At 71.9% G+C, this 25,153-nt stretch carries 20 protein-coding genes; 9 read left to right on the top strand and 11 right to left on the bottom strand.

All coding sequences use genetic code 11. The features are described from left to right. The coding region (locus tag G011_RS0111145; protein ID WP_369757356.1) for an ABC transporter ATP-binding protein at positions 1-1,641 on the bottom strand (1,641 nt) is incomplete at its 3' end. Between the two features lie 139 nt (positions 1,642-1,780). Further along, positions 1,781-2,794: an ABC transporter permease gene (locus tag G011_RS0111140; RefSeq protein ID WP_013153603.1), complete on the bottom strand. Its 1,014-nt coding sequence runs from the start codon at positions 2,792-2,794 to the stop codon at positions 1,781-1,783. Between the two features lie 416 nt (positions 2,795-3,210). On the opposite strand from G011_RS0111140, the gene G011_RS0111135 reads away from it, so the two are divergent. The 5 genes from G011_RS0111135 (at position 3,211) to G011_RS0111115 (ending at position 8,200) form a co-directional block, all read left to right on the top strand. After that, positions 3,211-3,837, top strand: a complete 627-nt coding sequence (locus G011_RS0111135) for a hypothetical protein (RefSeq protein WP_019608550.1) — start codon at positions 3,211-3,213, stop codon at positions 3,835-3,837. 412 nt (positions 3,838-4,249) lie between these two features. Continuing rightward, on the top strand, positions 4,250-5,440 hold the full coding sequence (locus G011_RS29720; protein ID WP_019608549.1) for a hypothetical protein: 1,191 nt from the start codon (positions 4,250-4,252) through the stop codon (positions 5,438-5,440). Between the two features lie 117 nt (positions 5,441-5,557). After that, positions 5,558-6,772 (top strand): helix-turn-helix domain-containing protein, encoded by a 1,215-nt coding sequence (locus G011_RS29715; RefSeq protein WP_036552492.1) that lies wholly within the window; start codon positions 5,558-5,560, stop codon positions 6,770-6,772. Positions 6,773-7,346: 574 nt separating this feature from the next. Beyond that, a complete protein-coding gene (locus tag G011_RS0111120; protein WP_019608547.1) occupies positions 7,347-7,799 on the top strand; it encodes an ATP-binding protein in 453 nt (150 codons plus the stop codon). 188 nt (positions 7,800-7,987) lie between these two features. Beyond that, complete coding sequence (locus tag G011_RS0111115) at positions 7,988-8,200, top strand: helix-turn-helix domain-containing protein (RefSeq protein ID WP_019608546.1); 213 nt, start codon at positions 7,988-7,990, stop codon at positions 8,198-8,200. A 74-nt stretch (positions 8,201-8,274) separates the two neighbouring features. On the opposite strand, the gene G011_RS0111110 is transcribed toward G011_RS0111115, so the two are convergent. The 8 genes from G011_RS0111110 to G011_RS0111075 all read right to left on the bottom strand — a co-directional run bounded on the left by G011_RS0111110 (position 8,275) and on the right by G011_RS0111075 (position 20,297). Continuing rightward, the gene (locus tag G011_RS0111110; RefSeq protein ID WP_019608545.1) at positions 8,275-9,339 is read right to left on the bottom strand and encodes a B12-binding domain-containing protein; all 1,065 of its coding nucleotides are present in this window, start codon (positions 9,337-9,339) and stop codon (positions 8,275-8,277) included. Further along, positions 9,329-10,687, bottom strand: a complete 1,359-nt coding sequence (locus G011_RS0111105) for a PP2C family protein-serine/threonine phosphatase (RefSeq protein WP_019608544.1) — start codon at positions 10,685-10,687, stop codon at positions 9,329-9,331. The genes G011_RS0111110 and G011_RS0111105 overlap by 11 nt, the downstream gene beginning before the upstream one ends. A gap of 424 nt (positions 10,688-11,111) precedes the next feature. Further along, positions 11,112-12,926, bottom strand: coding sequence for an ABC transporter substrate-binding protein (locus G011_RS0111100; protein WP_019608543.1), 1,815 nt, complete (start codon positions 12,924-12,926; stop codon positions 11,112-11,114). Between the two features lie 70 nt (positions 12,927-12,996). Next, entirely contained in the window at positions 12,997-14,022 is a 1,026-nt protein-coding gene (locus G011_RS0111095) for an ABC transporter permease (RefSeq protein WP_019608542.1), read from the bottom strand. Positions 14,023-14,360: 338 nt separating this feature from the next. Then, entirely contained in the window at positions 14,361-16,052 is a 1,692-nt protein-coding gene (locus G011_RS0111090; RefSeq protein ID WP_019608541.1) for an ABC-F family ATP-binding cassette domain-containing protein, read from the bottom strand. Positions 16,053-16,628: 576 nt separating this feature from the next. Further along, positions 16,629-17,195: a TetR/AcrR family transcriptional regulator gene (locus G011_RS0111085; protein ID WP_019608540.1), complete on the bottom strand. Its 567-nt coding sequence runs from the start codon at positions 17,193-17,195 to the stop codon at positions 16,629-16,631. Positions 17,196-17,553: 358 nt separating this feature from the next. Continuing rightward, on the bottom strand, positions 17,554-19,263 hold the full coding sequence (gene pgi / locus G011_RS0111080) for a glucose-6-phosphate isomerase (RefSeq protein WP_019608539.1): 1,710 nt from the start codon (positions 19,261-19,263) through the stop codon (positions 17,554-17,556). A gap of 185 nt (positions 19,264-19,448) precedes the next feature. Beyond that, positions 19,449-20,297 (bottom strand): ion transporter, encoded by an 849-nt coding sequence (locus tag G011_RS0111075; RefSeq protein ID WP_013153615.1) that lies wholly within the window; start codon positions 20,295-20,297, stop codon positions 19,449-19,451. Between the two features lie 162 nt (positions 20,298-20,459). Here G011_RS0111075 and G011_RS0111070 point away from each other — a divergent pair, with 162 nt between their 5' ends. Further along, positions 20,460-20,798 (top strand): hypothetical protein, encoded by a 339-nt coding sequence (locus G011_RS0111070; RefSeq protein ID WP_019608538.1) that lies wholly within the window; start codon positions 20,460-20,462, stop codon positions 20,796-20,798. A 71-nt stretch (positions 20,799-20,869) separates the two neighbouring features. On the opposite strand, the gene G011_RS0111065 is transcribed toward G011_RS0111070, so the two are convergent. After that, positions 20,870-21,577: a FadR/GntR family transcriptional regulator gene (locus tag G011_RS0111065; protein ID WP_019608537.1), complete on the bottom strand. Its 708-nt coding sequence runs from the start codon at positions 21,575-21,577 to the stop codon at positions 20,870-20,872. A gap of 313 nt (positions 21,578-21,890) precedes the next feature. Between G011_RS0111065 and G011_RS0111060 the strand changes: the two genes are divergently transcribed. From G011_RS0111060 to G011_RS0111050, 3 genes are all read left to right on the top strand, one after another. Further along, the gene (locus G011_RS0111060; protein ID WP_019608536.1) at positions 21,891-22,703 is read left to right on the top strand and encodes a (Fe-S)-binding protein; all 813 of its coding nucleotides are present in this window, start codon (positions 21,891-21,893) and stop codon (positions 22,701-22,703) included. A gap of 199 nt (positions 22,704-22,902) precedes the next feature. Next, entirely contained in the window at positions 22,903-24,330 is a 1,428-nt protein-coding gene (locus G011_RS0111055; RefSeq protein WP_019608535.1) for a lactate utilization protein B, read from the top strand. Beyond that, positions 24,327-24,968 carry an LUD domain-containing protein gene (locus tag G011_RS0111050; protein WP_019608534.1) on the top strand — a complete coding sequence of 214 codons (642 nt, stop codon included), beginning with the start codon at positions 24,327-24,329 and terminating at the stop codon, positions 24,966-24,968. The genes G011_RS0111055 and G011_RS0111050 overlap by 4 nt, the downstream gene beginning before the upstream one ends. Positions 24,969-25,153: the final 185 nt, after the last annotated feature.

Genomic DNA, 25,153 nt, shown 5'->3' with positions numbered 1-25,153 from the left:
GGCGGGGTTCTCGTACACCGCGTCGCTGTCACCCATCTCCACCACCTCACCCGCACGCATCACCGCGACCCGGTCACTCACCTGACGCACCACCGCCAGATCATGGGCCACGAAGATGTAGGTCAACCCGAAGTCGTCCTGCAACTCCGACAACAACCGCAACACCTGATCCTGCGTGGACACGTCCAACGCCGACACCGGCTCATCACAGATGATCAGCTTCGGCTTGAGGATCAACGCCCGCGCGATCGCGATCCGCTGACGCTGACCACCCGAGAACGCGTGCGGGAACCGGTTGTAGTGCCCCGGCTCCAACCCCACCCGCTCCAACAACTCCTGCACCTGACGACGGATCTTCTTACCGTCCTTCTCCCCCTGCACCCGCAACGCGGTCCCGATCGCATCGCCCACGGTCACCCGCGGGTTGAGCGAGGAGTAGGGGTTCTGGAAGACCATCTGCACGTCCCGGCGCAACGGGCGCAGCGCCCGCTCGGGCATGTGGGTGATGTCGCGGCCCTCGAACTCCACCCGGCCCCGCGTGGGCTCCAGCAGACGCATCACCATCCGCGACAGCGTCGACTTGCCCGACCCCGACTCCCCCACGATCCCCAGCGTCTCACCACGGTGCAGGTCGAAGGAGACCCCCTTGACCGCCCAGAAATCCGTGGCCCGACCCCACATACCGCCACGCACCTTGAACCGCTGCGCCAGATCCTCCACCCGCAGCAGGGGCTCGCCCCGCTCCTCCTTCGGCTCGGGGGTGAAGGGCCGGAAGACCTCGTCCGGCCCCTTGCGCCCCGCCTCGCCCACCGCGGCCGATCCCGACCTGCGGCGCTTCTCCTGGTCCTGCCGCTGGCCGCGCTCGGCCCGGTCGCGCGCCCGCCGATGAGCCCGGGAGACCTCCACGCGCGGCACCGCGTCCAGGAGTCCGCGGGTGTAGGCGTGCCGAGGTGCGGACAGCACCTCGCGCACGTCGCCGCGCTCGACCGCGACGCCGTGGCGCATGACCACGACCTCGTCCACCGAACCCGCCACCACAGCCAGGTCGTGCGAGACCAGGATGAGCGCCATGCCCAGGTCGCGGCGCAGCTCGTCCAACAGGTCCAGGATCTGCGCCTGCACCGTCACGTCCAGGGCGGTGGTGGGCTCGTCGGCCAGCAGCACCTTGGGCTCGCACATCAGCCCCATCGCGATCAGCACGCGCTGGCGCATGCCGCCGGAGAACTCGTGCGGGTAGGAGTTGACCCGCTTGCCGGGCTCGGGGATGCCCACCCGCTCCAGCGACTCCACCGCGCGCTCGCGGGCCAGGGACCGCGACACCCCGGACCGGTGCACGCGCAGCGCCTCCACCAGCTGGTTGCCGACGGTGAACTGGGGGTGCAGCGACTGCATCGGGTCCTGGAAGACCATGGCGATGTCGTTGCCGCGCATCCGCCGCAGCCTCTTGTCCGGGGCGCCGACCACGTCGGTGCCCGCCACCTCGACCTGCCCGGTGATCCGCGCCCGGCTGCCCCGGTGCAGGCCCATGAGGGCCAGCGAGGTCACGCTCTTGCCCGAACCCGACTCGCCCACGATGCCCAGCGCTCCCCCGACGGGCACGGCGAAGGACAGACCGTCCACCGCACGGACGTCGCCGTCCATGGTCGGGAACACCACCCGCAGGTCCTCCACCCGCACGACCGGCCCCGACGCCGCGGACTCGCTCACACGACCCCTTCCTTTCCGTTCCCCGGGCGCGGCGGCCCGGATCGTGTTCCGCCCGCGCGTGCGCCCGGCACGGTTATCCGTGGATGCGCACGCGCGGGTCGATCAGCGGGTACAGCAGGTCCACCACCAGGTTGCAGAGCACGATGAAGAACGCGCCGAACAGCGTCACGCCCAGGATCACCGGCAGGTCGCTCTGCATGATGGCGGTGACCGCGTACCGGCCGATGCCGTTCAGGGAGAAGACCTGCTCGGTCAGGACCGCGCCGCCCAGCACGAGCCCCAGGTCCAGGCCGAAGATTGTCACGATGGGGGTCAGCGTGGGGCGCAGCGCGTGCTTGAGCACCACCCTGCGTTCGCTGAGCCCCTTGGCACGGGCGGTGCGGATGTAGTCCTCGCCCAGGGTCTCCAGCATGCCCGCGCGCGTCTGGCGGGCGTACATGGCCGCGTGCAGGAAGGCCAGCGTCAGCCACGGCAGCAGCAGCCCCTGCGCCCACCTGGACGGGTCCTCGCTGAAGGGGACGTAGCCCGGGGTGCCGAACAGCCCCCAGGCGTGCACGAGGAAGGCCAGGGCCAGCAGGCCGGTGAAGAAGATCGGCAGCGACACCCCCGCCAGGGCGACGGCCATCGCCAGCCGGTCGAACAGGCTGCCCTTCCACACCGCAGAGACCACGCCGACCAGGATGCCGCCCACCAGCCAGATCACCCCCGCGCCGAGGGCCAGTGAGGCCGTCACCGGCAGCCGCGCCACGATCTCGGGGAAGACCTCCTGGTAGGTCTGGAAGGAGTAGCCCAGACACGGAGCCGCGCACTCGATCGTGTCGTTGCCGAAGCGGTACTCCGCGCCGAGGAAGAGGCCCCGGACGAACTCCCCGAACTGCACGACGACGGGCCGGTCCAGGCCCAGGCGGTCGATGGTGGCCTGGATGGCCTCGGGGGTGGGGGCGCGGCCCACGTACATCGTCGCCAGCTGCTCGACGGTGCGCCCCGCCCACCGGGGCACCACGTAGAAGATGGCGAAGGTGACCATGGTGACCACGGCCAGGAGCAGGAGTCCGGCGCCCAGACGGCGCAGGATGTAGGTCAGCAACGCGCGTGCTCTCTGTCGTCGGGGCCGGGGCGGGGGCGGGACGGGTCCGCGAACGGTACCCGCCCGCAAGCAGACAGTAACGCACTGTGATCATCTGATCGCGTTCAATCGCCCTGTGCGCGCCTTCCGTGGCGCCGAGCATCACGCATTGTCTACTTGGAGTCACTTTCCGCTCTTGACTGGTGCACTCCTCTCCTGGATATTCAGGTACGTCGCCCCCGGGACCGCTGACGGCTCCATCGACACCGCCCTCTACTGGGACTACCTGGCTGGCGCTCCCCTCGTCACCATGCGGGACTGCACTCCCACCACCGACGACGAGGACGACCGACCGACGCCATCGTGCGGTAACGGATGAACGGATGGGGCGGTGGTCGCCCCCTGCCCCGCTTCCATGAGACGAACAGCGAGGACGCATGATCCGCCGCCTCTCCTCGGGGACCACCAACCCCGATGACATCCATCCGGAGCTCACCGCGCACCAACGGGACATGGTCAGCCGCTGCCCCTACCTCGGCCCCTCCGTCGAGAAGGGGCTGACGCTCTGGAGCGCAGTGGAGGCTGGCCCCGGCGACGAGGCGGGCCTGTTCGCGGTCCTCGTCGAAAGCGCCGAACTGCTTCGCCGGGACCGCAGGGAAGTCGGCCCCCTGGCCTGTCGGAACATCGCGGTCCTCGGCCCCAGCGACGAGGGACGCGCGCGACAGCTGATGCAGTGGCCCGCCTGGCTGGCCCGCAACCTGTACGCGCCGGTTCAGCTCATGGTCGGGCGCTTCTGGACCGGTGTCCGGCTCACCGACAGCAAGGGGGAAGCGATGATGCCGCCCCCGGTCTCGTTCTTCTCCCTGCGCAACGCGATCCCGAGCAAGGAGGGGACGTTCCTCGCAGCGAAGGTTCCGGAGATCCTTGACGTGCTCGCGGCCGGGCCTGGCGATGACGGGCGGAACGTGTTCACCGAGCCCCTCGGCCGCGCCGTTCCCACGACCGACGCGGCCTCGGTCTACGCAGACCTGGTCCGGCGCTTCCCCGTTACCAGCACCGTCTGAACGGATGGAGGAGCGTCAGTGTTCTCGTGCTGGCTGGACGATCGGGCCGAACTCCGCCCTCTGGAGCCGTGGAACGCCGTCGAACTGCTGGGCTGTGTGGACTCCGCACGCGAGCATCTGAGCGCATGGACACACCTGGCGCACAGGGTGGTCGTTCGGCCCCCGAGATGTTCTGCGGGCAGGGCGAGATGGCCGCTGGCCGCCGAAACCACTGACAGTAACCGCGCGGCGGGCTACTGTCGGTGACAGGCCCCCTCACCCTTGTGGAGGACACCGTGGGACGACACGTCGATCCCGACAAAACCACCGATGGCGGTAGCGGAGGCAGCGCCGCAGGTGACGGCAAGGACCCCAACAAACACGGGGCCGAACCCATCCTGCCCCAGTCCGGTGACGGTAAGGACCCCAAGCGGTGACCACGCCCCCCGGCGCCCGGCTGGCCCGCGCGCTCACCATCGCGGGTCAGGTCATCGATCCCCGGTGGCATCGTGCGATCCTCGCTGTGGACCGGGCCCAGTTCGTCCCCGACACCGTGTGGGTCACCTCGACCGACCACCCCGGCTACTACGTACCGGTCACACGCGACGACCCCGACCACACCCGTTGGGCGCATGAGGACTACGCGCTTGCGACCCAGGTAGACGACGGCGACTCTGCCGGGGGCCCGGACGGGGAACCCGGGTGGGGCAGGTTGCGTACCTCCAGCCTCAGCCAACCCTCGCTCGTGGTCGCGATGCTCCAACAGCTCGACGCGGTCGATGGGCACCGGGTGTTGGAGATCGGGACGGGCACGGGGTACAACACGGCGTTGCTGTGTCACGCGCTCGGGGAGAAGGCGGTGGTGTCCGCGGAGATCGACAAGGAGCTGGCCAGGGTCGCGGTCGACAACCTCGCGCGGGCCGGGTACGCGCCGATGGTGTTGGACACCGATGGGTCGGGCCCCCTGGAGACGGGTGTCGGCGCGGATATGTACCACCGGCTGCTCTCCACGGTCGCGGCCCGCGGGCGGATACCCCACGCGTGGGTTCGGCAGGTGTGGCCGGGCGGGGTGATCGTGACCCCGTTCGAGGTGGGGAACGTGCCGGGGGTGCTGGTGCGCCTGGTCGTGCAGGAGAACGGCACGGCGACGGGCCGGATCGTGGACGACGCCGCTTTCATGGTGCTGCGCTCACAGCGCCCCGACCCCCGTCGGGTCCGGGAGCTGGTGGACGAGGAAGCTCCCGGGGTGCGGGCCGGGAGTACCGACGTGAACCCGCGTCTGGTCGCCTACCGCGACCAGGGGTGGCAGCTCGTCCTAGGTCACCTGGCACCGGACCTGAGGTATGCCGTGTACGAGGCCGCCGAGGACCGCCCCGAGTGGGCGGGTGAGGCCAGCGTGTACGTCGCCACCCCGGACGGGTCGTGGGCGCTCGGAGAATATGTTCCGGCCGGTGGCCCCTACAGCACGAAGCGGGCCGGGCCCCGGGACCTGTGGGCGGAGATCGGCGCCGCGTGGGAGGAGTGGACGCGGTGGGGGAAGCCGGGCCGGGATCAGCTCGGCGTGACCGTGGACCAGGAGGGAACGCGGCTGCGACCGAGCTTCAAAGAAGCCCTTCACTTCTAGTTCCCGCGAACATTGGCGCAAACGAACAGCCGGTCACAATCCGGACGCGCACCTGACAAAAGAAGAAACCCGCCTTACTCTGTCGGTAGCGCCACCACAGGAAGAACGGGGCTTTTCATGAATGAAATTACCAGTATCGGGCGCCGTCTAAGGGCCCGCCGCCTGGAACTGGGATGGACCCAAGAAGAGCTTGCTGAACGCTCCGGCCTGTCATCCAAGACCGTGGGACAGCTCGAAAGGGCCGCGAAGCTGAACTTCGCCTGGGTGACGATCGTCCGTCTGGCCCAAGCGATGGACCTGGACCCGTCCGAGGTCAATGGCAAGCGCAACCGGGTCTCCCCCATCAGCGACAGCGGCGGCGTGCTCGCCGTCCGCAACGCCGTGTACGATCCTGCTTACCTTCCTGGGCGCCCCTCGGAGACCACTGGGGAACCCTCCACCGTGGTCGAGCTGCAAGAGGGCCTCGAACGCGCCTACGGGGCGTACTTCAGCGGCGAATTCGCTGTTCTGGCCGCTGAACTACCCGACCTGCTGGCCCGGTGCCGAGCCACCCAAACCCACCTGGGACGGCACGAGGTAGCCGGGGTGTACTCGCACGTGTGGCAGCTCGCCGCGTGCTTGCTCACCCAGACCGGCAAGGTCGACGCAGCTCTGGCCGCCACCGAACGCGCCATCGCCACCGCCCAAGACGACCGTGACGAGTGGCGCAGCTCCACCATGTACGGCACCTACTCCTGGGTGCTGCTGCACGCGGGCCGCCACGAAGACGGCGAGAAGCTTGCTGTCCAGATAGCCGACACCATCCGCCCGGAGCTGGCGCCCGGGGTGGACCCGCGGCGCCTGGTGGCGTGGGGCGGCCTGATGCTTCATGCCGCTGTGCTGGCCGGGGGCGCGGGGCGCGCAGACGAGGCCGACGAGTACTTGGCCTACGCGCGTGCCGGAGCCGGACTACTCGAAGAGGACCGCCACGACTACTGGGTGTCCTTCGGACCATCACACGTGGGAGTGCAGACCGCGCACATCAACACGGGCCTCCAGCGGCCGGAGAAAGCCCTGCGCGCCGACAGGGCCGTGCGCTCCCAGGACTTGTTCGCCGTCCAGCAGGCCCGGCATCTGCTGAACGTTTCAGCGGCGCTACGGGTTCGTGGTCGTCGGGAGCAGGCGGAGGTAGCGGCCGGGCAAGCTGTACGCATCGGTGGCCGCGAATGGTTCCGTCAGCAACGGTTCGGAGCGACGTTGGTTTCACTTCTGGAACAGGACGCAACGCGCACTTCGAACACTTTGCGTGGTTTGCGGGGGATCATCGGAGAATCCACGGGGGCCGCAGTGTGACCGTGTAATTGCAGGTCCAAAGAGCGACCGGAACGATCGTTCCGGTCGCTCTTTGTGTTTTCTTCGACTTCGGAACTCTCGCGCCTGGTCATCCTTTATCCCCGCCCGTAATTTTGTATCCATCCCCACACCAGGAGGACACATGACATTAGGAGTGCGGATCAAGCGTTCTGACACCGAGAGCTTGCACGGCCCCTGGGATGACGAGGTGCCCGATCCAGACGCCGATGCCCTCGCCGAACTCCGCGACGAGTTCGGTGACACCTGGCGCATCTGGCGGTCGGTGACCGCTCAACAGGTTCCTGGGAATTGGCATGCACACCGCCTGAGCGCCACGAACGGTTCACGTTCCGTGACAGCCACCACTGCCCACGGACTTCGCACAACGCTTGAGCTGTCCTGCTCCAGCGGCCCGCACTTCCCGTCCTGAACCAGCCGAGAACTAGCACTGTCCCGCCCGTCTCCGCAGAGGGGCGAGGCAGCCCCATACCCAGGCACGAATAAGCCCCGGCGGTCGAAGTGGAGAGCGACCGCCGAGGCAGAGTGCCCCACCCCGAAAGCACCGAGGTGAGACATGAACAAGCCTATCGTCCAGGCCCCGACGCTTCCACGCCGACTGTGCGGAACCGCCACCAAATCAGGCATTCTGCTCGGCCCCGAACTCGGCCACGTCAAGATCGCCCGCCGCTGGGCCACCCAAGCCACCCGCTCCCGCCCCAGCCTGGCCGAACCCGTGAGCATCACCGTGTCCGAGCTGGTCACGAACACCCTGCGCCACTCGGCCTCCGGGCTCCCCGGCGGCACCATCCGCGTGGAGATCGAACGCACCCCGCGCCACCTCGAACTCCGCGTCACCGACAACGGCCCCCGCCCCGGAGACGAACCCAGCTTCCCGGCCGTGCCCGACCCCGAACCCCTGCGCCCCAGCGGCAACGGGCTGCGTCTGGTCGAGGCCCTGTGCTCCTACTGGGACTGGAAGCAGCACTCGTGCGGCGCGATCACGGTCCGCGCCGTCTTCCCCTGGTGACCCACGCGCCCCTGTGAGCGCTCAGCTCTCCATGCTCCGCACCACCCGATCTGTCCCCCGGGCTGGCGCGGACGGGCCGATGCGGAAGGCACCGGCCCGAAGCCCCGCCCTCCCCTTCCCCGGGAGGGCGGGGCCACCCCACCAACCACAGAGCACAGAGCACGAACATCGAACACGGAAAGCCCCTCATGCCCGACTACAGCTACCTCCTCGACGGCCGCCCCGACGTCCTCACACCCAGCGAAGTCGCCCAACTGTTCAACATCCGCCCCCGCAGCCTCCACCGAGGCGAATGGGACAACGTCCTCAAACCCTTCCGCACCCCCGGCGGAGCACGCCGCTACCCCAAAGAACACATCGCCACCCTCCTCAACCAGCCCGACCCCCCGACCTCTCCCTGAGCTGGTACGGCACTGGTGGCCCTGGTGGCGCTGGTACGGCGGCGAAGGGTGCCCGCCCCGCCCAGGCGGGCACCTCAGCCGAGCACGGCCCGCCCCGCGCGCAGCGCCGCGCACGTCTCGGGGTAGTCGAACAGCTCCCCTTCGAGGAGTTCCAGGACGCGGGCCACCCCCACCGCCGGAACCCCGCGCACCTCCAGCACACCTCGGGTCCAGGCCAGGAAACGGGTGAAGACCGCACCGTCGCCCACGTACAGCGACGTCAGCAGGAAGTCGATGATGTGCCCCAGGTCCTCGACCGTCCGGTCCAGGTCCGCGCCCTCCAGGCTGGCGCCCCGGGCCTCGTAGAGGGCTCGCGCGTGCTCCACACCGGTCCGCACCAGGTCGCGGCGGCGCTGCACCAGGCTCGCGTACTCGGCGGCCGGGGTCAGCGCCTCCTCCCTGGGCCGCAGGGACGACAACGGCATGCGCCGCTCCAACAGATCGGCGGCGGAGCGGGCGTCGGCCGCCCACAGGCTCGCGCCCAGCCGGAGCGCGAGGGAGGAGTCCGGCCCGAAGCCGCGCCCCCCGGCGATGACGGGCACCCCGGTGCGCGCGGCGGCAGTGATCATGGCGTGGGCGTTGACCAGGTGCGAGGGCAGGGAACAGCTCAGCGCCACCACGTCGGGCGCGGTCTCCTGAAGGTGCAGGGTCAGGTGGTGGGCGGGCACGCTCGCCCCGAGGAAGGTGACCCTCCAGCCGCGCAGACGCAGCACGTCCCCCAGCAGCCGCGCGGGCAGGCCGTGCCACTCCCCCTCGACGCAGGCCACCACCACCGAACCCAGGGGGCGTTCCCCGGCCACACGCGCCAGGCCGTGTTCGAGGACCAGGCCCAGGGCGAGTTCACCGATGTGGGTGGCGGCGTGCTCCCGGGCCACCGAGAGTTCGTTGGCCTGCCACATCATGCCCACGCGCATCTGGGACACCGCGATCACGTCCAGGACCAGTGACTCGTGGTCGACTCCGGCCGCCAGCGCCTCCCGCACCACGGCCAGGGCCCCCGCGTCGTCGAGGTCGCGTACGCGCGCGAAGAAGTCGTCGGCGACGACAGCGGGCGACACGGGCGCGACCGCGTCCGGCAGGACGTCATGGTCAGCGGTCACCGGCGACGCCTCCCCGACTGGCGCGGGCCTGCACGGTGAGCACCGTGATGTCGTCGTGCTCCCCTCCGTCGAGCCAGTCCCCGACCACCTGGACGATCCGGTCCGAGACGGCCGGGGCGGGCATGCCCCCGCACTCGGAGAGCAGCCGGGCCAGGCGTTCCTCGCCGAGCATCTCCCCGCCCAGCAGGGGGTTGCGCGCCTCGGTGACCCCGTCGCTGAAGACCACCATCGTCTCGCCCGGGGCCAGGGTGAACTCCGTCTCCCGGAAGACGGCCTCCTCCACCGCGCCCACGAACAGGCCCCCGATGGACACCTCCCGGACGGTGCCGTCCACGCCCACGACGAGCGGGGGCGGATGGCCTCCCCCGGCGGCGCGGATGCGCAGCCCGCCGTCGGGCAGGGGGCTGGCGAGCCCGAGGATCACCGTGCTGAACTTCTCGGGGTCGGTGCGCAGCAGCAGGACGTTGAGCAGTTCCAGGAGCCGCCGGGGGTCCTGTTCGACCAGCCGCAGCGCCTCCAGGGACTGGCGGATCATCCCGGTCAGGAGGGCGGCGTCGTTGCCCTTGCCGCACACGTCCCCGAAGGAGAAGTCGAAGCCCTCCTCCAGTTCGTTGACCTGGTAGAAGTCGCCGCCGATGCGCTCGGCCTCGACGGCGGAACGGAAGGCCGCGCCGAGCAAGGCGTGCGCGACGCCGGGCAGGGGCGCGGGGACCAGCGCGGCCTTGAGGGTGGAGGCGGTGCGGGCCTGGTACTGGTACATGTGGGCGGCGCCCAGGGCGGAGCCCACGCGTTCGGCGTACTCGGTGAGCGCCTCGGTGTCCGCCGCGTCGAAGTGCCCGTGGGCGCGGTGGAACAGCAGCGCTCCCGCGGTTCCGGACAGGCCGGGAACGGCCACGGCGCGCAGCGCGCCCCGGGCGCCGCCGTACCCGGCCAGTTCCAGGAGGAGCTTCTCGACGGGGTCGCCGGGGGTGGGCTCGGCCACCGTTCGCGCCCCGTCCACGACCTCGTTCAGCCAGGCGGCGCCGTCCACCGTGCCGCGGTCCCAGGCGCCCTCACCGGTTCCGACTCGGCGGCGACCGCCCTCGGAGGTGAACGCCGCGGTCCAGCGCACCGAGCCGTCGGGCTGGGTGAGGAAGAGCGCGCACATCTGGGCCGCCTCCGGTACCGGGAAGCGCACCGCCTGCTCCACGAGGCGGACCGGGTGCAGGATGTTGCCCAGCTCGCGGGCGGCGCGGCGGAGTCTGGCGACCGCGGCGGGCGCCGGGAGCGCACCGGCCCGTCGTCCGCCGACCGGCCCGGCCCCGTCGCCCTCCAGCGGAGCGCGGTCGCTGGTCCCCGAAGCAAGCACTGGTGTTCCACTCCCCACGCGTCGCGGCGCACGGCCCGTGCCGGGCCGTGCGGGCGGCTCCGCCGTGCGCGATCGCGCACGCGCGGTGCACGCGCGGGCGTGGGCGGCGCAGACGGGTGCCGCGGGGCGTCGGACCACCGCTGGCGCAGAGAGCGCGCAGGGGGATGCAAGGGCTACCCGCAGCGGGGAGACGACGCCCGGTATGCCACGCTACCCGCCATACTCTGCGGACACACGGTCCGGGAAGCGAAAGTTGCCGTCCGACAAAATTTCAGTGCCGTGTGTTATCGTGCGGGCCGGCAGCCCCGACGCCGGCCCGGCTCCGGCGAGGTCGGCAGGCCTCCGGGTTCGCCCCTGATCCGCCCCTGGTGAGGGGAGAAGACGCCTGCCGACCCGCACCGCACGGGGCCCTACCCGCTGTTCCTCACTCCCGGGTGGTACCGAGCGCCATGTAGTCGTACATGGAGTAGCCCGAGTGGTAGTACACGTTGGTCAGGTTCGGCGGCCGGTAGAGCACCGTGCGCTCGAACACCGCGGGCAGGATCGCCGCCTGCTCCATCGCCCGCCGGTCGATCCGGGTGTAGATCGAGGCGCGCTCCTCGGGGTCCCGCACGGTGATGACCTCGTCGAACCAGCCGTTGATCCGCTCGTCGTCCAGCTCCGAGATGTTGGCGTTGCCCGCGTCCTGGATGGCGTCGCCGTCCAGGATCTTGCTCATGAAGCCGTAGCCGCTCGCCCAGTCCGGGGCCCACCCGTACACGGTCAGGCCCAGGTCGTTGTCCTCCACGAAGGACGGCGACCCGGCCTGGGTGTTGGTGTAGGTGTCCGAGGGGTACTGCTTGATCCGCGTCTCGATGCCCACCCTGGCCAGGGCCTGCTGGAGCGCCTCGGCGGTGCTCACCTCGGAGGGCCGGTCGGCCCGGACGCCGATGGAGGTGGAGAACCCGTCGGGCTCGCCGCACTCCTCCAGCTTCTGCCGGGCCTTGTCCAGGTCGCCCTGGTTGCCCTGGGAGGGGTACAGGTCGATGCCGGGATCGGCCCCCGGCAGCGACGCGGGCATGATCTGGGTGGCGATGTCGCCGCCGGTGTCACCGCCCCAGGCCCGCTGGAGGGCGTCGCGGTCGGCCGCGTACATGACCGCCTCACGGCAGGCCAGGTCGTCCAGGGGTTCCAGGACGGTGCTGATGTTGACGTAGCGCAGCGTGTTGCTCTGCGGGTTGTCCACGCTGTTCTTGCGCGCCTCGTCGGTGAGCAGGGTGCCCCGCATGGCGGGTCCCACCCCGGCCCCGGCCAGGTCCACGTCCAGGTCGCCGCTGGCCAGGCGCTGGTCGATCTCGTTCTGGTCCACTCCCAGCTGCACCTCGACCCGGTCCGGCAGCGCCTCGCGGGTCGGGTCGGTGGCGGGGTCCCACTGGTCGTTGCGCACCAGGTTCAGGGAGACGCCGGGCCGGTACTCGCCGTCGAACTTGTACGGCCCGGAGGAGACGACGCGGCTCTGGTACTGCTCGCCGCGGTCGGCCTCGGGCGGGACCGGCGCGGTCTGCGGCTGGATGAGCAGGTACGGGAACTCGGCGAAGGGGTCCTTGAGGTGGAAGACCAGGGTGTGGTCGTCGGGGGTCTCGATCCCGTCGAACCCGGCCAGCGGGTCGTTCTCGTCGGCGTAGGGGCCCTCGTAGTCGTCGCTGTCGGCCAGCAGGTCCTGGAAGTACTTGGGGCCGTTGGGCAGGGCCTGGGCGCCGAAGTTGCTGCGCGCGATGGCGTACTCGATGTCGGGCGCGGTGATCTCGGAGCCGTCCTCGTAGCGCAGCCCCTGCTTGATGGGGACCGTCCACTCGGTGAGGTCCTCGTTGGGCCGGGGCATCTCCGCGGCCAGGTCGGGTTGGAGTTCGGTGCCCTCCGCGCCGGGCGCCCCGACGTAGGTGAGCAGGGTGCGCGCGTAGTAGCGGCTGAAGTTCCAGCTGAACGCGTAGTAGGTGTTGCCTGGGTCGGGTGAGTCGAAGTCCGAGGAGATGGCGTAGCGCAGGGTGCCGCCGGTCTGGTCGGAGGGGTTGACCACCTCGGTCTCGCCCTGGTTGAACTCGGCGTCGACCGGGCCGCCTCCGCCCCCGCCTCCGCCGTCCGCGCCCCCGCAGGCGGCCAGCAGCAGCGCCGCGGCCGTGCCCGCGGCCAGGGACGCGCTCGCCCGGCGGCGTCCGCGGCGCCGCGAGGGCGCCGCGCCTGTGTGGTGGTCGGTGGTCAAGCTTGCCTCCTGGTCGGATTGGCTGGCGGGGGCCGGTGCCCGGCCCGGGACACGCGACGGGTGCGGCCCGTCAGTCGGAGGAGCGGGGGTCGAAGGCGTCGCGCAGCCCGTCGCCGAAGAGGTTGAAGGCCAGGACGGTGACGAAGATGGCCAGCCCCGGGATGAGCACGAAGTGCGGTGCGATGGTGTAGAAGCGCAGGGCGTTGTCGAGCATGCCGCCCCAGGTGGCCATGGGCGGGTTGATGCCCACCCCCAGGAAGCTCAGGGCCGCCTCGAACAGGATGTTGGTGGGGATGAGCAGCGTGGAGTAGACCAGGATCGGCGTGACGAGGTTGGGCAGGATCTCGCGGAAGACGATGTGGGCGCTGCCCGCGCCGAGGCTGCGTGAGGCCTCCACGAACTCGCGCTCCCGGAGGGTCAGGGTCTGTCCGCGCACGATGCGGCCGATGTAGGGCCAGTTGAAGAACCCGATGATGAAGACCAGCACGCCGATGCGCAGGCCGTTGCCGCTCAGGCCGAAGGAGCCGTCGGGGATGACGCCGACCAGGGCGATGGCGAAGAGCAGCAGCGGGAAGGCCAGGAAGATGTCCATGGCCCGGCTGATGACGGTGTCGACCCAGCCGCCGAAGTACCCGGCGACCATGCCCAGGACGGTGCCGATGACCACGCAGACCAGGGTGGCGACCGTGGCGACCAGCAGGGAGGTGCGGGCGCCGTGGACGATGCGGCTGAACAGGTCGCGCCCGTTGACGGGTTCCACGCCGAGCAGGTGGTCGGTGCTGATGCCGCCCCAGGGGTCGAGCCCCTGGGAGGGGTCGGCGGGGTCGCGCAGGACGCCGCCGGTGAGCGGGTCGATCAGCTCCTGGTTGAACTGGTTGGGCGGGTAGCCGAACCAGGAGGTGAGCAGGGGCGCGAAGACCGCGACCAGGATGAGCAGGATGACGACGACGCCCCCGGCCATGCCGAGGCGGTCCCTGCGGAAGCGCCGCCAGGCGATCTGGCGCAGGGACCTGTTCGCCGACCCGCGTCCTCCGGCGGCCGCCGCCTCGGGGTCGGCGTGCTGGGAGGACTCGGGCGCGTCCATCGGCACGGACATGTGCACCCCTGCCAGTTGACATGACTTTTCGTAGCTGTGGGAACACGAAGAGTTTGCACGAGCGGCGCGGGGGTTTCCAGCCTCCGCGCCGGTGTCCCCGCGCGGTGTCGGGCGAAGCCGGAGGCCGGGGACGCGGTGGCTCCGCCGGGTTCGGCGCGTGTCCCCGACACAGGACGGCCGTTCGCGGAACCGTACCGCCCCAGCGGTGAGAAGTCGCGTGCCCTCGCGGGTTCCGGCACGTACCGGGCGTGCCAGAACCCGGCCGTGACCGGGGCACCGGAACGGTTCGCCGTTCCCGGGCCGCGCGCGAGGCGGCGGCCCGGGAACGGCCGGAAGGGCTACACGGGTCCGGCCGTGTCCTGCCCGGCCACGGCACCGTCGGCCAGCCGCAGCTCCGACCAGGCCCAGTTGCGGCGCAGCCACCGGTCGTGCGAGGCCACCACCACCGCGCCCGGCGCGGTGCCCAGCGCCTCCTCCAGCTCCTCGGCCAGCGCCAGGGACAGGTGGTTGGTCGGCTCGTCCAGCAGCAGCACGTCCGGGGCGTGTCCCACCAGCATCGCCAGTGCCAGGCGTCGCCGCTGTCCCACGCTGAGTCTGCCCACCGGCCGGTCCAGGTCGCGCGGTGCGACCAGGCCCAGGTCGGTCAGGCGGGGAGCGCCGGGCAGGGTTCCGTTCAGCCCGTCATAGAGCGAACGCGGGGTCCGCTCGGGATCGGGGAAGACCACGTCCTGTTCCAGCAGGGCGACCGCCGCCCCGCGCCGCCACAGCACCTGGCCCGACGCCGGGCGCAGCCGGTGCCCCAGGGCGTACAGCAGCGTGGACTTGCCCGCGCCGTTGGGCCCGGTGACCAGCAGACGCCCGTCCGAGGGCACGTCCAGGCGGTCCAGGCGCAACCGGCCCGGCACGACCAGGTCGCGCACGGTGATCGCGTGGCCGTCGGCCGTGCCCGGGTCGCGGGTCAGCGAGGCGCTGAACTCCAACGGCCTGGGCGGTTTGCGCACCTGGTCGCGCTCCAGCTCCTCCAGCCTGTTCCGGGCGTTGCGCACCCGGCGCGAGACCTGCTTGTCCACGCGCCCGCCCAGGAAGTCGTAGCCCATCTTGTCGTTGTCCCTCGGGGCGCGGTTGTGCGAGACCTGCCGGGAGGTGGTGCGCACCGACTCGCGCAGGCCCTTGAGGGCGTCCTGCTCGTCGCGGTAGCGCTGCTCCCAGCGTTCGCGTTCCAGCTGTTTCTCCCTGAGGTAGAAGGAGTAGGCGCCGCCGTAGTAGGCGGGACCGTCCACGGCCGGGTCCAGGTCGAGCAGGCCGGTGCACACCGCGTCCAGGAACACCCTGTCGTGGCTGGCCAGCACCACCACTCCCGGCAGGCCGCGCAGGTACCCCTCCAGGAACTCCAGCGCCTGGTCGTCGAGGTGGTTGGTGGGCTCGTCCAGCAGCAGGGCGCGCGGGCGGCGGATGAGCAGGGCCGCCAGGCCCAGGCGTCCGCGCTGGCCGCCCGACATCCGCCCCACCGGCCGGTCCGGGCCGATGCCGTCCAGGCCCAGTCCCGCGACCACCAGTTCGGCCCGGCGTTCGGCGTCCCACACCTCCAGCAGTTCGGCCTCGGCCAGGGCCTCGGAGTACTCCCGCAGGGCTTCGGCGTCCTCGGGCGAGCCGTCCAGCGCGGCCGCGCTCGCGGTCAGCCGCCGCTCCACCCGCCGGGCCGGTTCGAGGGCCTGGGCGATCACCCGGGCCAGGGTCGTGTCCGGGGCGTGGGGCAGCTCCTGGTACAGGAATCCGGTGTCGGCGGGGCGTTCCACCCGCCCGGCGTCGGGTTCCTCCTCCCCGGCCAGCAGCCGAAGGAGGGTGGACTTGCCCGAGCCGTTCTCCCCCACCAGGCCGAGCCGCTGGCCGGGGGCGACGTCGACGTCCACGCCGTCGAACACCACGTGGTCGCCGTAGGCCCTGGCGAGGTCGCGGGCGCGCAGCAGGGGCGGGCCGGTCTGGGCGGTATGCGGTGCGGAGGCGGCGCCGGTCGTGTTGCCGAGGGTCATAGGGGTGGTCCACCCTTCGTTTCGGGGTGGGCCTCAATGCGCGGGACCGGTGCTCCTGCACGGCGCGGTCCGGGGACGACACGGAGGTCGTCGACATCGAGACCGCACCGGGGACAGTGCCAGTACACGCCGAGCGGGGATCCGGCTCCAGCCACGGTGGGCGAGCCCCGCGCGCTCGGCGGTCGTCGGTCTCGATGTCACATGCGCATGTTGAGCCCAGGCTAACCGGCCGGGGCGGCGCGGGCAACGGAATTAATCCGGTGTCCGTACGCGCGTGGACCGGGGCTCGGGGGCGTGCACACCCACCGGCCCCACCACGTGTCCCGCCACGTGCGCGGGCCGGGCGAGGTCGTGGTCGGTGACGCCCTGATCGGCCTGATCCCGCCACACGCGCGCGGGCCGGGCCCCAAGCGCCCGACACTTCCCAGCTCCGCGACGGACTCCGCGGCGCGATGCGTCCGGAAGCCTCTCTCTCCTCACGGCCCCCGCGCGCCGCAGGTGTCGGCCGTCGCGCGGACCGGCCCCGGCCCGTCCCGGAGGGACACGGGGTTCCTCCGGGGCGGGCGGGGCGAGGGGTCAGGCCGCGGCGCGGGCGCCGTCGAGGAAGAGCCCGACCAGGGTGTCGGCGGCCTGCTCGGGATCACCCATCATGTCCACGGCGCGGGCCAGGTGCAGGAAGGCGTTGCACAGCACGGCCGGGTCCCGGTCGGCGACCTCGCCCTCGGCCACGGCCGCACGGAAACGCGCGGTCATGGGGTCGAGCAGGGTGGAGACGTAGGCGTCGCGCAGTTCCTTCTGCACGTCCTCTTCGAGCTGGCCGAGCGAGTCGAACAGGTGCTGCTCGAAGGAGGTGGTGGCCCCGGTCGGGTCGGCCACGGCGGTGGTGACGACCGCGCGCAGCTGCTCGGCGAGCCCGCCGGGGGTGTCCAGGGCCAGGGCGAGTTGTTCGCCGCGCCGGGTGATGAAGTCCAGGGCGACGAGCTTGTGCAGGGTCTCCTTGCCTCCGGGGAAGTGGTGGTACAGGGACGGCTTGCGCACGCCGACCTCGCGGGCGACGGCCTCCAGGGAGGCGCCGCGGTAGCCGTGCGCGGCGAAGTGCGCGGCGTAGACGTTCATGGCGCGGACTCGGGTGTCGGTGGTCATGGAAGACGACCTCTCGTGTGGTGGGGTGGACGCGGGCGGGGGACCCGCCCACGCACATCACCCTACCTACCGTTAGGTAGGGAAGCAAATCACGCCTGTCCCCCGCTCAACGGGCACCGGTTCGCCCGGTGCCGTGCGGGCGCGAAGGCCCGTTTCCCGTCCCGAGGGGGCTCCCCGGCCTGCCCGAATCGGCCGGGAGTGAGGCAGCGTCCTTCCCCTGCTCGCCGGACGCGCTGGCGGTCTCGCCATCTCAGCCCCGCCCGCTTCCGAGGGCGCGGGACCCCTCAGAAGGAGGAGGCGGCGGGTCAGGTGGCGGTGCGACCGGCGGGGTCCGCCGGTCGCACCGCCACCGCCGTGGTCAGTCCCTGCCGCGCATGGAACGGTAGCGCCGCACCAGGGAGGTGGTGGAGGCGTCCAGCCCGGACACGTCGGCGCCCTCGGTGAGGGCGGGCTCGACCCGCTTGGCCAGCACCTTGCCCAGCTGCACACCCCACTGGTCGAAGGAGTTGATGTTCCACACCGCGCCCTGGACGAACACCTTGTGCTCGTAGAGGGCGACCAGCTGCCCGAGCACCGACGGGCTGAGCCGGTCGGCGAGGATGGTCGTCGTGGGCCGGTTGCCCTCGAAGGTCCGGTGCGGGACCAGGTCGGCGGACACGCCCTCGGCGGCGACCTCCTCCGCGGTGCGGCCGAAGGCCAGCGCCTGCCCCTGGGCGAACAGGTTGGCCATGAGCAGGTCGTGCTGGGGCACCAGGTGCTCGGGCAGGTCGGGGGCCGGGTTGGCGAAGCCGAGGAGGTCGGCGGGCACGAACCGGGTGCCCTGGTGCAGCAGCTGGAAGTAGGCGTGCTGGCCGTTGGTGCCCGGAGTGCCCCACACCACCGGACCGGTCTGCCAGTGGACGGGGCGCCCGTCGCGCTGCACCGACTTGCCGTTGGACTCCATGTCGAGCTGCTGGAGGTAGGCGGGGAACTTGGACATGTGGTGGCTGTAGGGCAGCACCGCGTGGGTCTGGGCGCCGTGGAAGTTGCCGTACCACACGCCGAGCAGGCCCAGCAGGAAGGGCAGGTTGCGCTCGACGGGGGCCGTCGCGAAGTGGGTGTCCATCAGGTGGAACCCGGCGAGCATCTCCCGGAACCGCTCGGGGCCCACCGCCACCATCAGGGACAGGCCGATGGCGGAGTCGTAGGAGTAGCGGCCGCCCACCCAGTCCCAGAACCCGAACATGTTGCGGGTGTCGATGCCGAACTTCGCCACCGCCTCGCCGTTGGTGGAGACGGCGGCGAAGTGCCTGGCGATGGCGCCGTCGTCATCGTCGCCCTTGAGGCCCAGCCCGTCCAGCAGCCAGGTGCGGGCCTCGGTGGCGTTGGTGATGGTCTCGACCGTGGTGAAGGTCTTGGAGGCGACCACGAACAGCGTCGTGGCCGGGTCGGCGTCCACCAGCGCCTCGTGCAGGTCGGTGCCGTCCACGTTGGAGACGAACCGGAACTCCAGCCCGCGGTCGGTGTAGGGGCGCAGCGCCTCGTAGGCCATGGCGGGCCCCAGGTCGGAGCCGCCGATGCCGATGTTGACGATCCGGCGCACCGGCTGGCCGGTGTGGCCCAGCCACTCCCGGGCGCGGATCCGGTCGGCGAACTCCGCCATCCGGTCCAGGACCTCCTGGACCTCGGGGACGACATCGCGGCCGTCGGTGCTGATCACCTGCCCGCGCGGCGCGCGCAGGGCGGTGTGCAGGACGGCGCGGTCCTCGGTGAGGTTGACGTGCTCGCCGCCCAGCATGGCGTCGCGCAGGTCGGCGACCCGGGTGGCCCCGGCCAGGTCGGCGAGCAGGCGCAGGGTCTCGTCGGTGACGAGGTTCTTGGAGTAGTCCACGTGCAGGTCGCCGACGTCGAGCGTGTACCGTTCGGCCCGGCCGGGGTCGTCGGCGAACAGCTCGCGCAGGTCGGTGGAGCCCCACCGCCCGTGGTGCTCGCGCAGCGCGGTCCACTCGTCCCGCTGGTCCAGGGGAACGCCCGGTCGGGCGCGTTCTCCGGTGTCCTCAGCGCGCGGGAGAGGTGTACTGGCAGACATCCGGCGGCTCCTCGTCGGTCGGCGCTCCGGCGGCACGGCGCGGGTGCTCGGTCCGCGCGCCGCCCGCGGTGCGCGGCTGTGCTTCCGAGGACAAGCCTTTCACGAAAAACCGGGCCCGCGGGGGTTGTCCACAGGCCCGGTCGCGGACTTTCGCGCGCGGCACGGAACCGGTTCCGGCACGCCGCTCAGCGCAGGCCGCTGGCCTCCTCCTCGCGCTCCCGCCGCAGCACGGCCACCTCCGCGCGCAGCGCCCGCAGCTCGGCCAGGATCACGGCCTGTCCCCCGTCGGGGCCGCCGTCGTCGGAGCCCCCGCCCCTCCGGCCCGCGGAGCCGCCGCCACCGCCACCGCCGCCGCTCTCCTCGTCGTCCTTCTCCAGGGCCTCCACGGCCACGGCGATGAACAGGTTGAGCGCCACCAGCGTGGACACCAGCACGAAGACCACGAAGAACACCCACGCCATCGGCTTGTGCTCCATCACGTCCTTGGCGATGGTGCCCCAGCCGTCCGCGGTGGCGATCTGGAACAGGGTGAACAGCGACGCGGGCAGGTCGGCGAAGTACTGCGGCGAGACGTCGGCGAAGAGTTCGGTGGCCATGACCGCCGACACGTACAGCAGCAGTATCACCAGGAACAGGATGGACATCATGCCGGGCAGGGCCCGGAACAGGCCGGTGACGACGTGGCGCAGGGTCGGGATCACCGACAGCAGGCGCAGCACCCGCAGCACGCGCAGGACCCGCAGCACCGAGAAGGGGCCGGAGGCGGGCAGCAGCGCGATGCCGACGATCACCAGGTCGAACCAGCTCCAGGGGTCGCGGAAGAACTCCCGCCGGTGGGCGTACATCCGCATCCCCAGTTCCAGGACGAACAGGGCGAGGATGGTCAGGTCGACGGCGCGCAGGAGGCGGCCGTAGGAGTCCGTCACCCGGGGTGAGGTCTCCGCACCGAGGATGACGGCGTTGACGAGGATGAGGGTGATGACGCAGGCCTGGAACCAGGGGGCGTCGACGATGACTCGAACGCGCTCGCGCACGACAGAGGGGGCTCCGTTCACATATCGGACAGCGCGGCAGAAGCCTACCGTGCGTCACCTCGCCCGGTTTCACACCCGCCTCTCCCCTCGCATCAGCCCCTGGCGTCCTCCGGTCGGAGCGGGCATGATCGGAATGAGGAACCGAGCGTGAGGGGGACGCCGGTGACAGAGTCAACCGAGGGCTTCGACGAGTTCGACACGGGGGCCTGGGACCCCGGCTACGACGACGACGTGGACGCGGACACGGACGTGGGGGCCGCGGACCAGGACTCCGCGGTGGCCGACTTCCTGCGGTACTTCCCGGAGGGCCACCGGATCGAGGAGATCGAGGACCACGACGTCCTGGGCATCGACGCGGAGCTGGGCCAGGAGATCCCCGACCAGGCGCCCGAGGCCGGCGGGGGGCGCCCGCCGACCGCCCGGCGCGAGGACCTGGCGCGGCTGCTGCGGGCCGAGGAGTTCGCCGACAGGGTCCGCGACCGCGGCAGGCGGCCCGGCTGAGCCGAGGGGGCGTCGGCACGGCGGAACGGGGAGGCGCGGCGGAACGGGGAGGCGCGGCGGAACGGCGGCGCTCAGTCGGCCAGGTCCGCGCTGAGCCAGCGCTCCACGCGCAGGACGTGCACGGTCGCGGCGGCCCGGGCGGCGTCGGGGTCGCGTGCCACCAGGGCCTCGTGGATACGCAGGTGGTCCTCGCGCAGCTTGGCGGTGAGCCCGGCCTCCCGGTGCCCCGCCCACACGCGGGCGTGGAAGGTGCGCGAGGACAGGCCGTCGTTGACCGCGGCCAGGGTGGCGTTGCCGGTGCTGGCCACGATGGCCTGGTGGAAGCCCAGGTCGGCGGCGACGGTGTCGGCGCCGGAGGTGTCGTCCCCGCCCTCGATCCGCTCCAGCAGGGCGCCGATGCGGTCGAGGTCCTCGTCGCTGGCGCGCGCGGCGGCCAGGGCGGTGGCGGCGGGTTCGAGCATGCGCCGCACCTGGAGGACCTCCAGGAGGGTGTGCCCCTGGGAGACCTCGGCCAGGACGGAGAAGGTCTCCAGCAGGTCGGCGGGGCGCAGCGCGGTGACGTAGACGCCCGCGCCGTGGCGGGACTCCAGGACGCCGAGCGTGGTCAGGGAGCGGATGGCCTCGCGCATGGAGCTGCGGGACACCCCGAGCTGCGCGGACAGGTCGCGTTCGGTGGGCAGGCGCTCCCCCGGCCCGACCCGCCCGTCGGCGATCATCGCCTTGATCCGGTCGGCGGCGCGCCGGGTGACGGTGGTGCGCCCGGCGTCGGGGTCGCTCACGGAAGATCCCTCCAGTCTGCGCGGTGGCCCGGGCCGTCCGTCGGCCCGACGGGGCCGGGACGGGTGCGGGAGCGGGGCTGGGTTCTCGCGTGACCCACACCACCATGGCCTTCAAGAGATCATACCAATTCTCCACCACCTCGCCCCGCATCGCCACTTTCACCCCTTTCCTTGCCCAGATGCTTCCCGGCGTGCGAAAGTGGTCCGACCACCCCAGGCTCGTGGCGAGCAGTTCCGCCATGGCAGCGCACCGCGTGGGCCGACCCGGCGGGTCCGCACGCGCGCGCCGGTCGGCGGGGCACGAAGGAGGCACATGCGGATCGCGCTGTTCATCACCTGCGTCAACGACACACTGTTCCCCGACACCGGACGGGCGGTCGTGCGCCTCCTGGAGCGCCTGGGGCACGAGGTGGTCTTCCCCGAGGGCCAGACCTGCTGCGGGCAGATGCACTACAACACCGGTTACCGGCGCTCGGCGAGCCGTCTGGCCGTGCGCTTCGTGCGCACCTTCGAGGGCGCCGACGCCGTCGTGGTCCCCTCCGCCTCCTGCGCTGCCATGGTCCGCGACAACTACCCGCGGCTGGGCGCGAGCGGGAGCCGCCTGTCGCGCAAGGTGGCCGACCTCGCCCCGCGCGTGTACGACCTCACCGAGTTCCTGGTGGACGTGCTCGGTGTGACGGACGTGGGCGCCTACTACCCGCACAAGGTGGCCTACCACCCCACCTGCCACGGGCTGCGCATGCTCGGCCTGGGCGACCGCCCCTACCGGCTGCTGCGCGCCGTGCGCGGCCTGGAGCTGGTGGAGCTGCCCGGGGCCACCGAGTGCTGCGGCTTCGGCGGCACCTTCGCGGTCAAGAACGGCGACGTGTCCTCGGCCATGGGCGCGGACAAGGCCCGCCACGCCGTGGAGACCGGCGCCGAGGTGCTGTGCGCGGTGGACAACTCCTGCCTGATGCACATCGGCGGCACCCTGTCCCGGCAGCGGTCGGGGATGAGGGTGGCGCACCTGGCCGAGATCCTGGCCAGCACCGAGAAGGAGGGCGCCCACGGGGTTCTGGAGGGGGCGGAGGCGGATTCCCGTGGGAAGAACCGCGCCGCAGGCATCGATTGGGGCGGTGACGGGTGACGGGCGGGCACGAGCGAATACGCCGAAGGCACCGAAGGTTCCCGTTCTCCGGGCGCCCGAACAAGGAAGACACCGCGCCGCAGGCGTCCGTTGAGGGCGGTAGCCCGTCCCGACGCGCAGCGTCCCCGACGGGCGATGGCGGGCGACGGGTGGGCCGAAGCGAAGCGGAGGTCCAAAGAGACAAGGAGGGCGCATACCGATGAGCGCGACGTTCCTGGGCATCCCGCCCTTTCCCGAGGCCGCCGCGGGCGCGGTCAACGACGCCCGCCTGCGGCACAACCTGCGCAAGGCCACGCACACCATCCGCGACAAGCGCGCCTCCGTCGTCGACGAGCTGCACGAGGACTGGCAGCGCCTGCGGGCGGAGGGCGCCGCGGTCAAGGAGCACACCCTGCGCCACCTGGACCACTACCTGGAACAGCTGGAGGAGTCCGTCCACCGGGCGGGCGGACGGGTGCACTGGGCCTCCGACGCGGCCGAGGCCAACGAGATCGTCACCCGGCTGGTCCGGGACACCGGCGAGACCGACGTGGTCAAGGTCAAGTCGATGGCCACCCAGGAGATCGAACTCAACGACGCCCTCGCCGCCGCCGGGATCACCGCCTACGAGACCGACCTGGCCGAGCTGATCGTGCAGCTGGGCGAGGACCTGCCCTCGCACATCCTGGTGCCCGCCATCCACCTGGGCCGCGCCCAGATCCGCGAGATCTTCCTGGAGCAGATGGCCGAGTGGGGCGTGCCCGCGCCCCGGGGCCTGACCGACGACCCCCGGGCGCTGGCCGAGGCGGCCCGCGTGCACCTGCGCGAACGCTTCCTGCGCACCCGCACCGCGATCTCGGGGGCCAACTTCGCGGTGGCCGACAGCGGCACGCTCGTGGTGCTGGAGTCGGAGGGCAACGGGCGCATGTGCCTGACCCTGCCCCGGACGCTGATCTCCGTGGTCGGCATCGAGAAGATCGTGCCGACCTGGTCGGACCTGGAGGTGTTCCTCCAGTTGCTGCCGCGTTCCTCCACCGGCGAGCGGATGAACCCCTACACCTCCACCTGGACCGGGGTGACGCCGGGCGACGGCCCCCAGGAGTTCCACCTGGTACTGCTGGACAACGGCCGCACCGACGTGCTGGCCGACACCGTGGGCCGCCAGGCGCTGCGCTGCATCCGCTGCTCGGCGTGCCTGAACACCTGCCCGGTCTACGAGCGCACCGGCGGGCACCCCTACGGTTCGGTCTACCCGGGCCCGATCGGCGCGATCCTCACCCCGCAGCTGCGGGGGATGTCCTCGCCGGTGGACGAGGCGCTGCCCTACGCGTCCTCGCTGTGCGGGGCCTGCTACGAGGTGTGCCCGGTGGCCATCGACATCCCCGAGGTGCTGGTGCACCTGCGCGAGGAGGTCGTGGAGCGCTCCGGGCACGCGGGGGAGAAGGCGCTCATGGCGGGCGCCGAGGCGGTGCTGTCCTCCCCGCGGACGCTGGGCGCGGTCCAGCGGGCGGCGGGGCTTGGGCGCCGCGCGGTCCCGCGCCACCTGCCGGGCCCGGCGGGGGCCTGGACCGACACCAGGGACGTGCCCGACGTCCCGGCCGAGTCCTTCCGCCAGTGGTGGGACAGGCGCGGGGGGGAGGGCCGATGAGCAGCCGCGAGCGGATCCTGGCCAGGGTCAGGAGGGCGCTGGCCGACGTGCCCGCCGACGAGTCGCCGGTGCGGGAGCCGGGGCGCGGTTACGCCGACAGCCACGGCGTGGGACCGTCGCTGGAGGTGCTGGAGGACCGGCTGCTGGACTACCGCGCGCTGGTGCGCCGGGTGGGCGCCGACCGCGTGGCCGCCGAGGTGGCCGCCGCGCTGGAGCGCCGGGGGGCGCGGCGGGTGGTCGTCCCCGCGGACGCGCCGCCGGAGTGGTTCACGCACGCCTCCGCCGAGCGGCTGCCCGACTCGCGTGAGGAGCCGCTGGCGGTCGCCGACCTCACCGGCGTGGACGGCGTGGTCACCGGCTGCGCGGTGGCCGTCGCCGAGACCGGCACGATCGTCCTGGACGGCGGGCCGGGCCAGGGGCGCCGGGCCGTCACCCTGGTGCCGGACTACCACCTGTGCGTGGTGCGCGCCGAGCAGGTGGTGGACGGGGTGCCGCAGGCGGTCCGGCTCCTGGACCCGTCGCGCCCGCTCACCTGGATCAGCGGCCCCTCGGCGACCAGCGACATCGAGCTGAACCGGGTGGAGGGGGTGCACGGCCCGCGCACGCTGGAGGTGCTGCTGGTGGACCCGGCGCTCTGAACCCGGTGACGGGGGCGGCCCCGCGGGCGAAGGCGTGGTCCGGTGGACGCGGCCCCGGATCCGGTGGGGAGGGCCGTCCCCGGGGACGCGAGCGCGCTCCGGCGGAATCGGCTTCCCGAACCCGGTCGTCCGGGACCGGGCGGCAGGCGAGGCCGTGGTCCGGTGGGTCCGAAGCCCCGAACCCG

This window comes from Nocardiopsis sp. CNS-639, from assembly GCF_000381685.1.
GTDB classification, from domain to species: Bacteria; Actinomycetota; Actinomycetes; order Streptosporangiales; family Streptosporangiaceae; genus Nocardiopsis; species Nocardiopsis dassonvillei.
Note: the sequence above shows the minus strand (reverse complement) of the source record. Positions and strands in the feature narration are given on the sequence as shown.

What these genes read in the sequence shown, in the direction of transcription:
- G011_RS0111120 (WP_019608547.1), top strand. Translation starts at nt 7,347, where the DNA reads ATGAACAAGCCTATCGTCCAGGCCCCGACGCTTCCACGCCGACTGTGC.
- G011_RS0111085 (WP_019608540.1), bottom strand. Translation starts at nt 17,195, where the DNA reads ATGACCACCGACACCCGAGTCCGCGCCATGAACGTCTACGCCGCGCAC.
- G011_RS0111090 (WP_019608541.1), bottom strand. Translation starts at nt 16,052, where the DNA reads ATGACCCTCGGCAACACGACCGGCGCCGCCTCCGCACCGCATACCGCC.
- G011_RS29715 (WP_036552492.1), top strand. Translation starts at nt 5,558, where the DNA reads ATGAATGAAATTACCAGTATCGGGCGCCGTCTAAGGGCCCGCCGCCTG.
- G011_RS0111095 (WP_019608542.1), bottom strand. Translation starts at nt 14,022, where the DNA reads ATGTCCGTGCCGATGGACGCGCCCGAGTCCTCCCAGCACGCCGACCCC.
- G011_RS0111055 (WP_019608535.1), top strand. Translation starts at nt 22,903, where the DNA reads ATGAGCGCGACGTTCCTGGGCATCCCGCCCTTTCCCGAGGCCGCCGCG.
- pgi (WP_019608539.1), bottom strand. Translation starts at nt 19,263, where the DNA reads ATGTCTGCCAGTACACCTCTCCCGCGCGCTGAGGACACCGGAGAACGC.
- G011_RS0111115 (WP_019608546.1), top strand. Translation starts at nt 7,988, where the DNA reads ATGCCCGACTACAGCTACCTCCTCGACGGCCGCCCCGACGTCCTCACA.
- G011_RS0111135 (WP_019608550.1), top strand. Translation starts at nt 3,211, where the DNA reads ATGATCCGCCGCCTCTCCTCGGGGACCACCAACCCCGATGACATCCAT.
- G011_RS0111060 (WP_019608536.1), top strand. Translation starts at nt 21,891, where the DNA reads ATGCGGATCGCGCTGTTCATCACCTGCGTCAACGACACACTGTTCCCC.
- G011_RS0111050 (WP_019608534.1), top strand. Translation starts at nt 24,327, where the DNA reads ATGAGCAGCCGCGAGCGGATCCTGGCCAGGGTCAGGAGGGCGCTGGCC.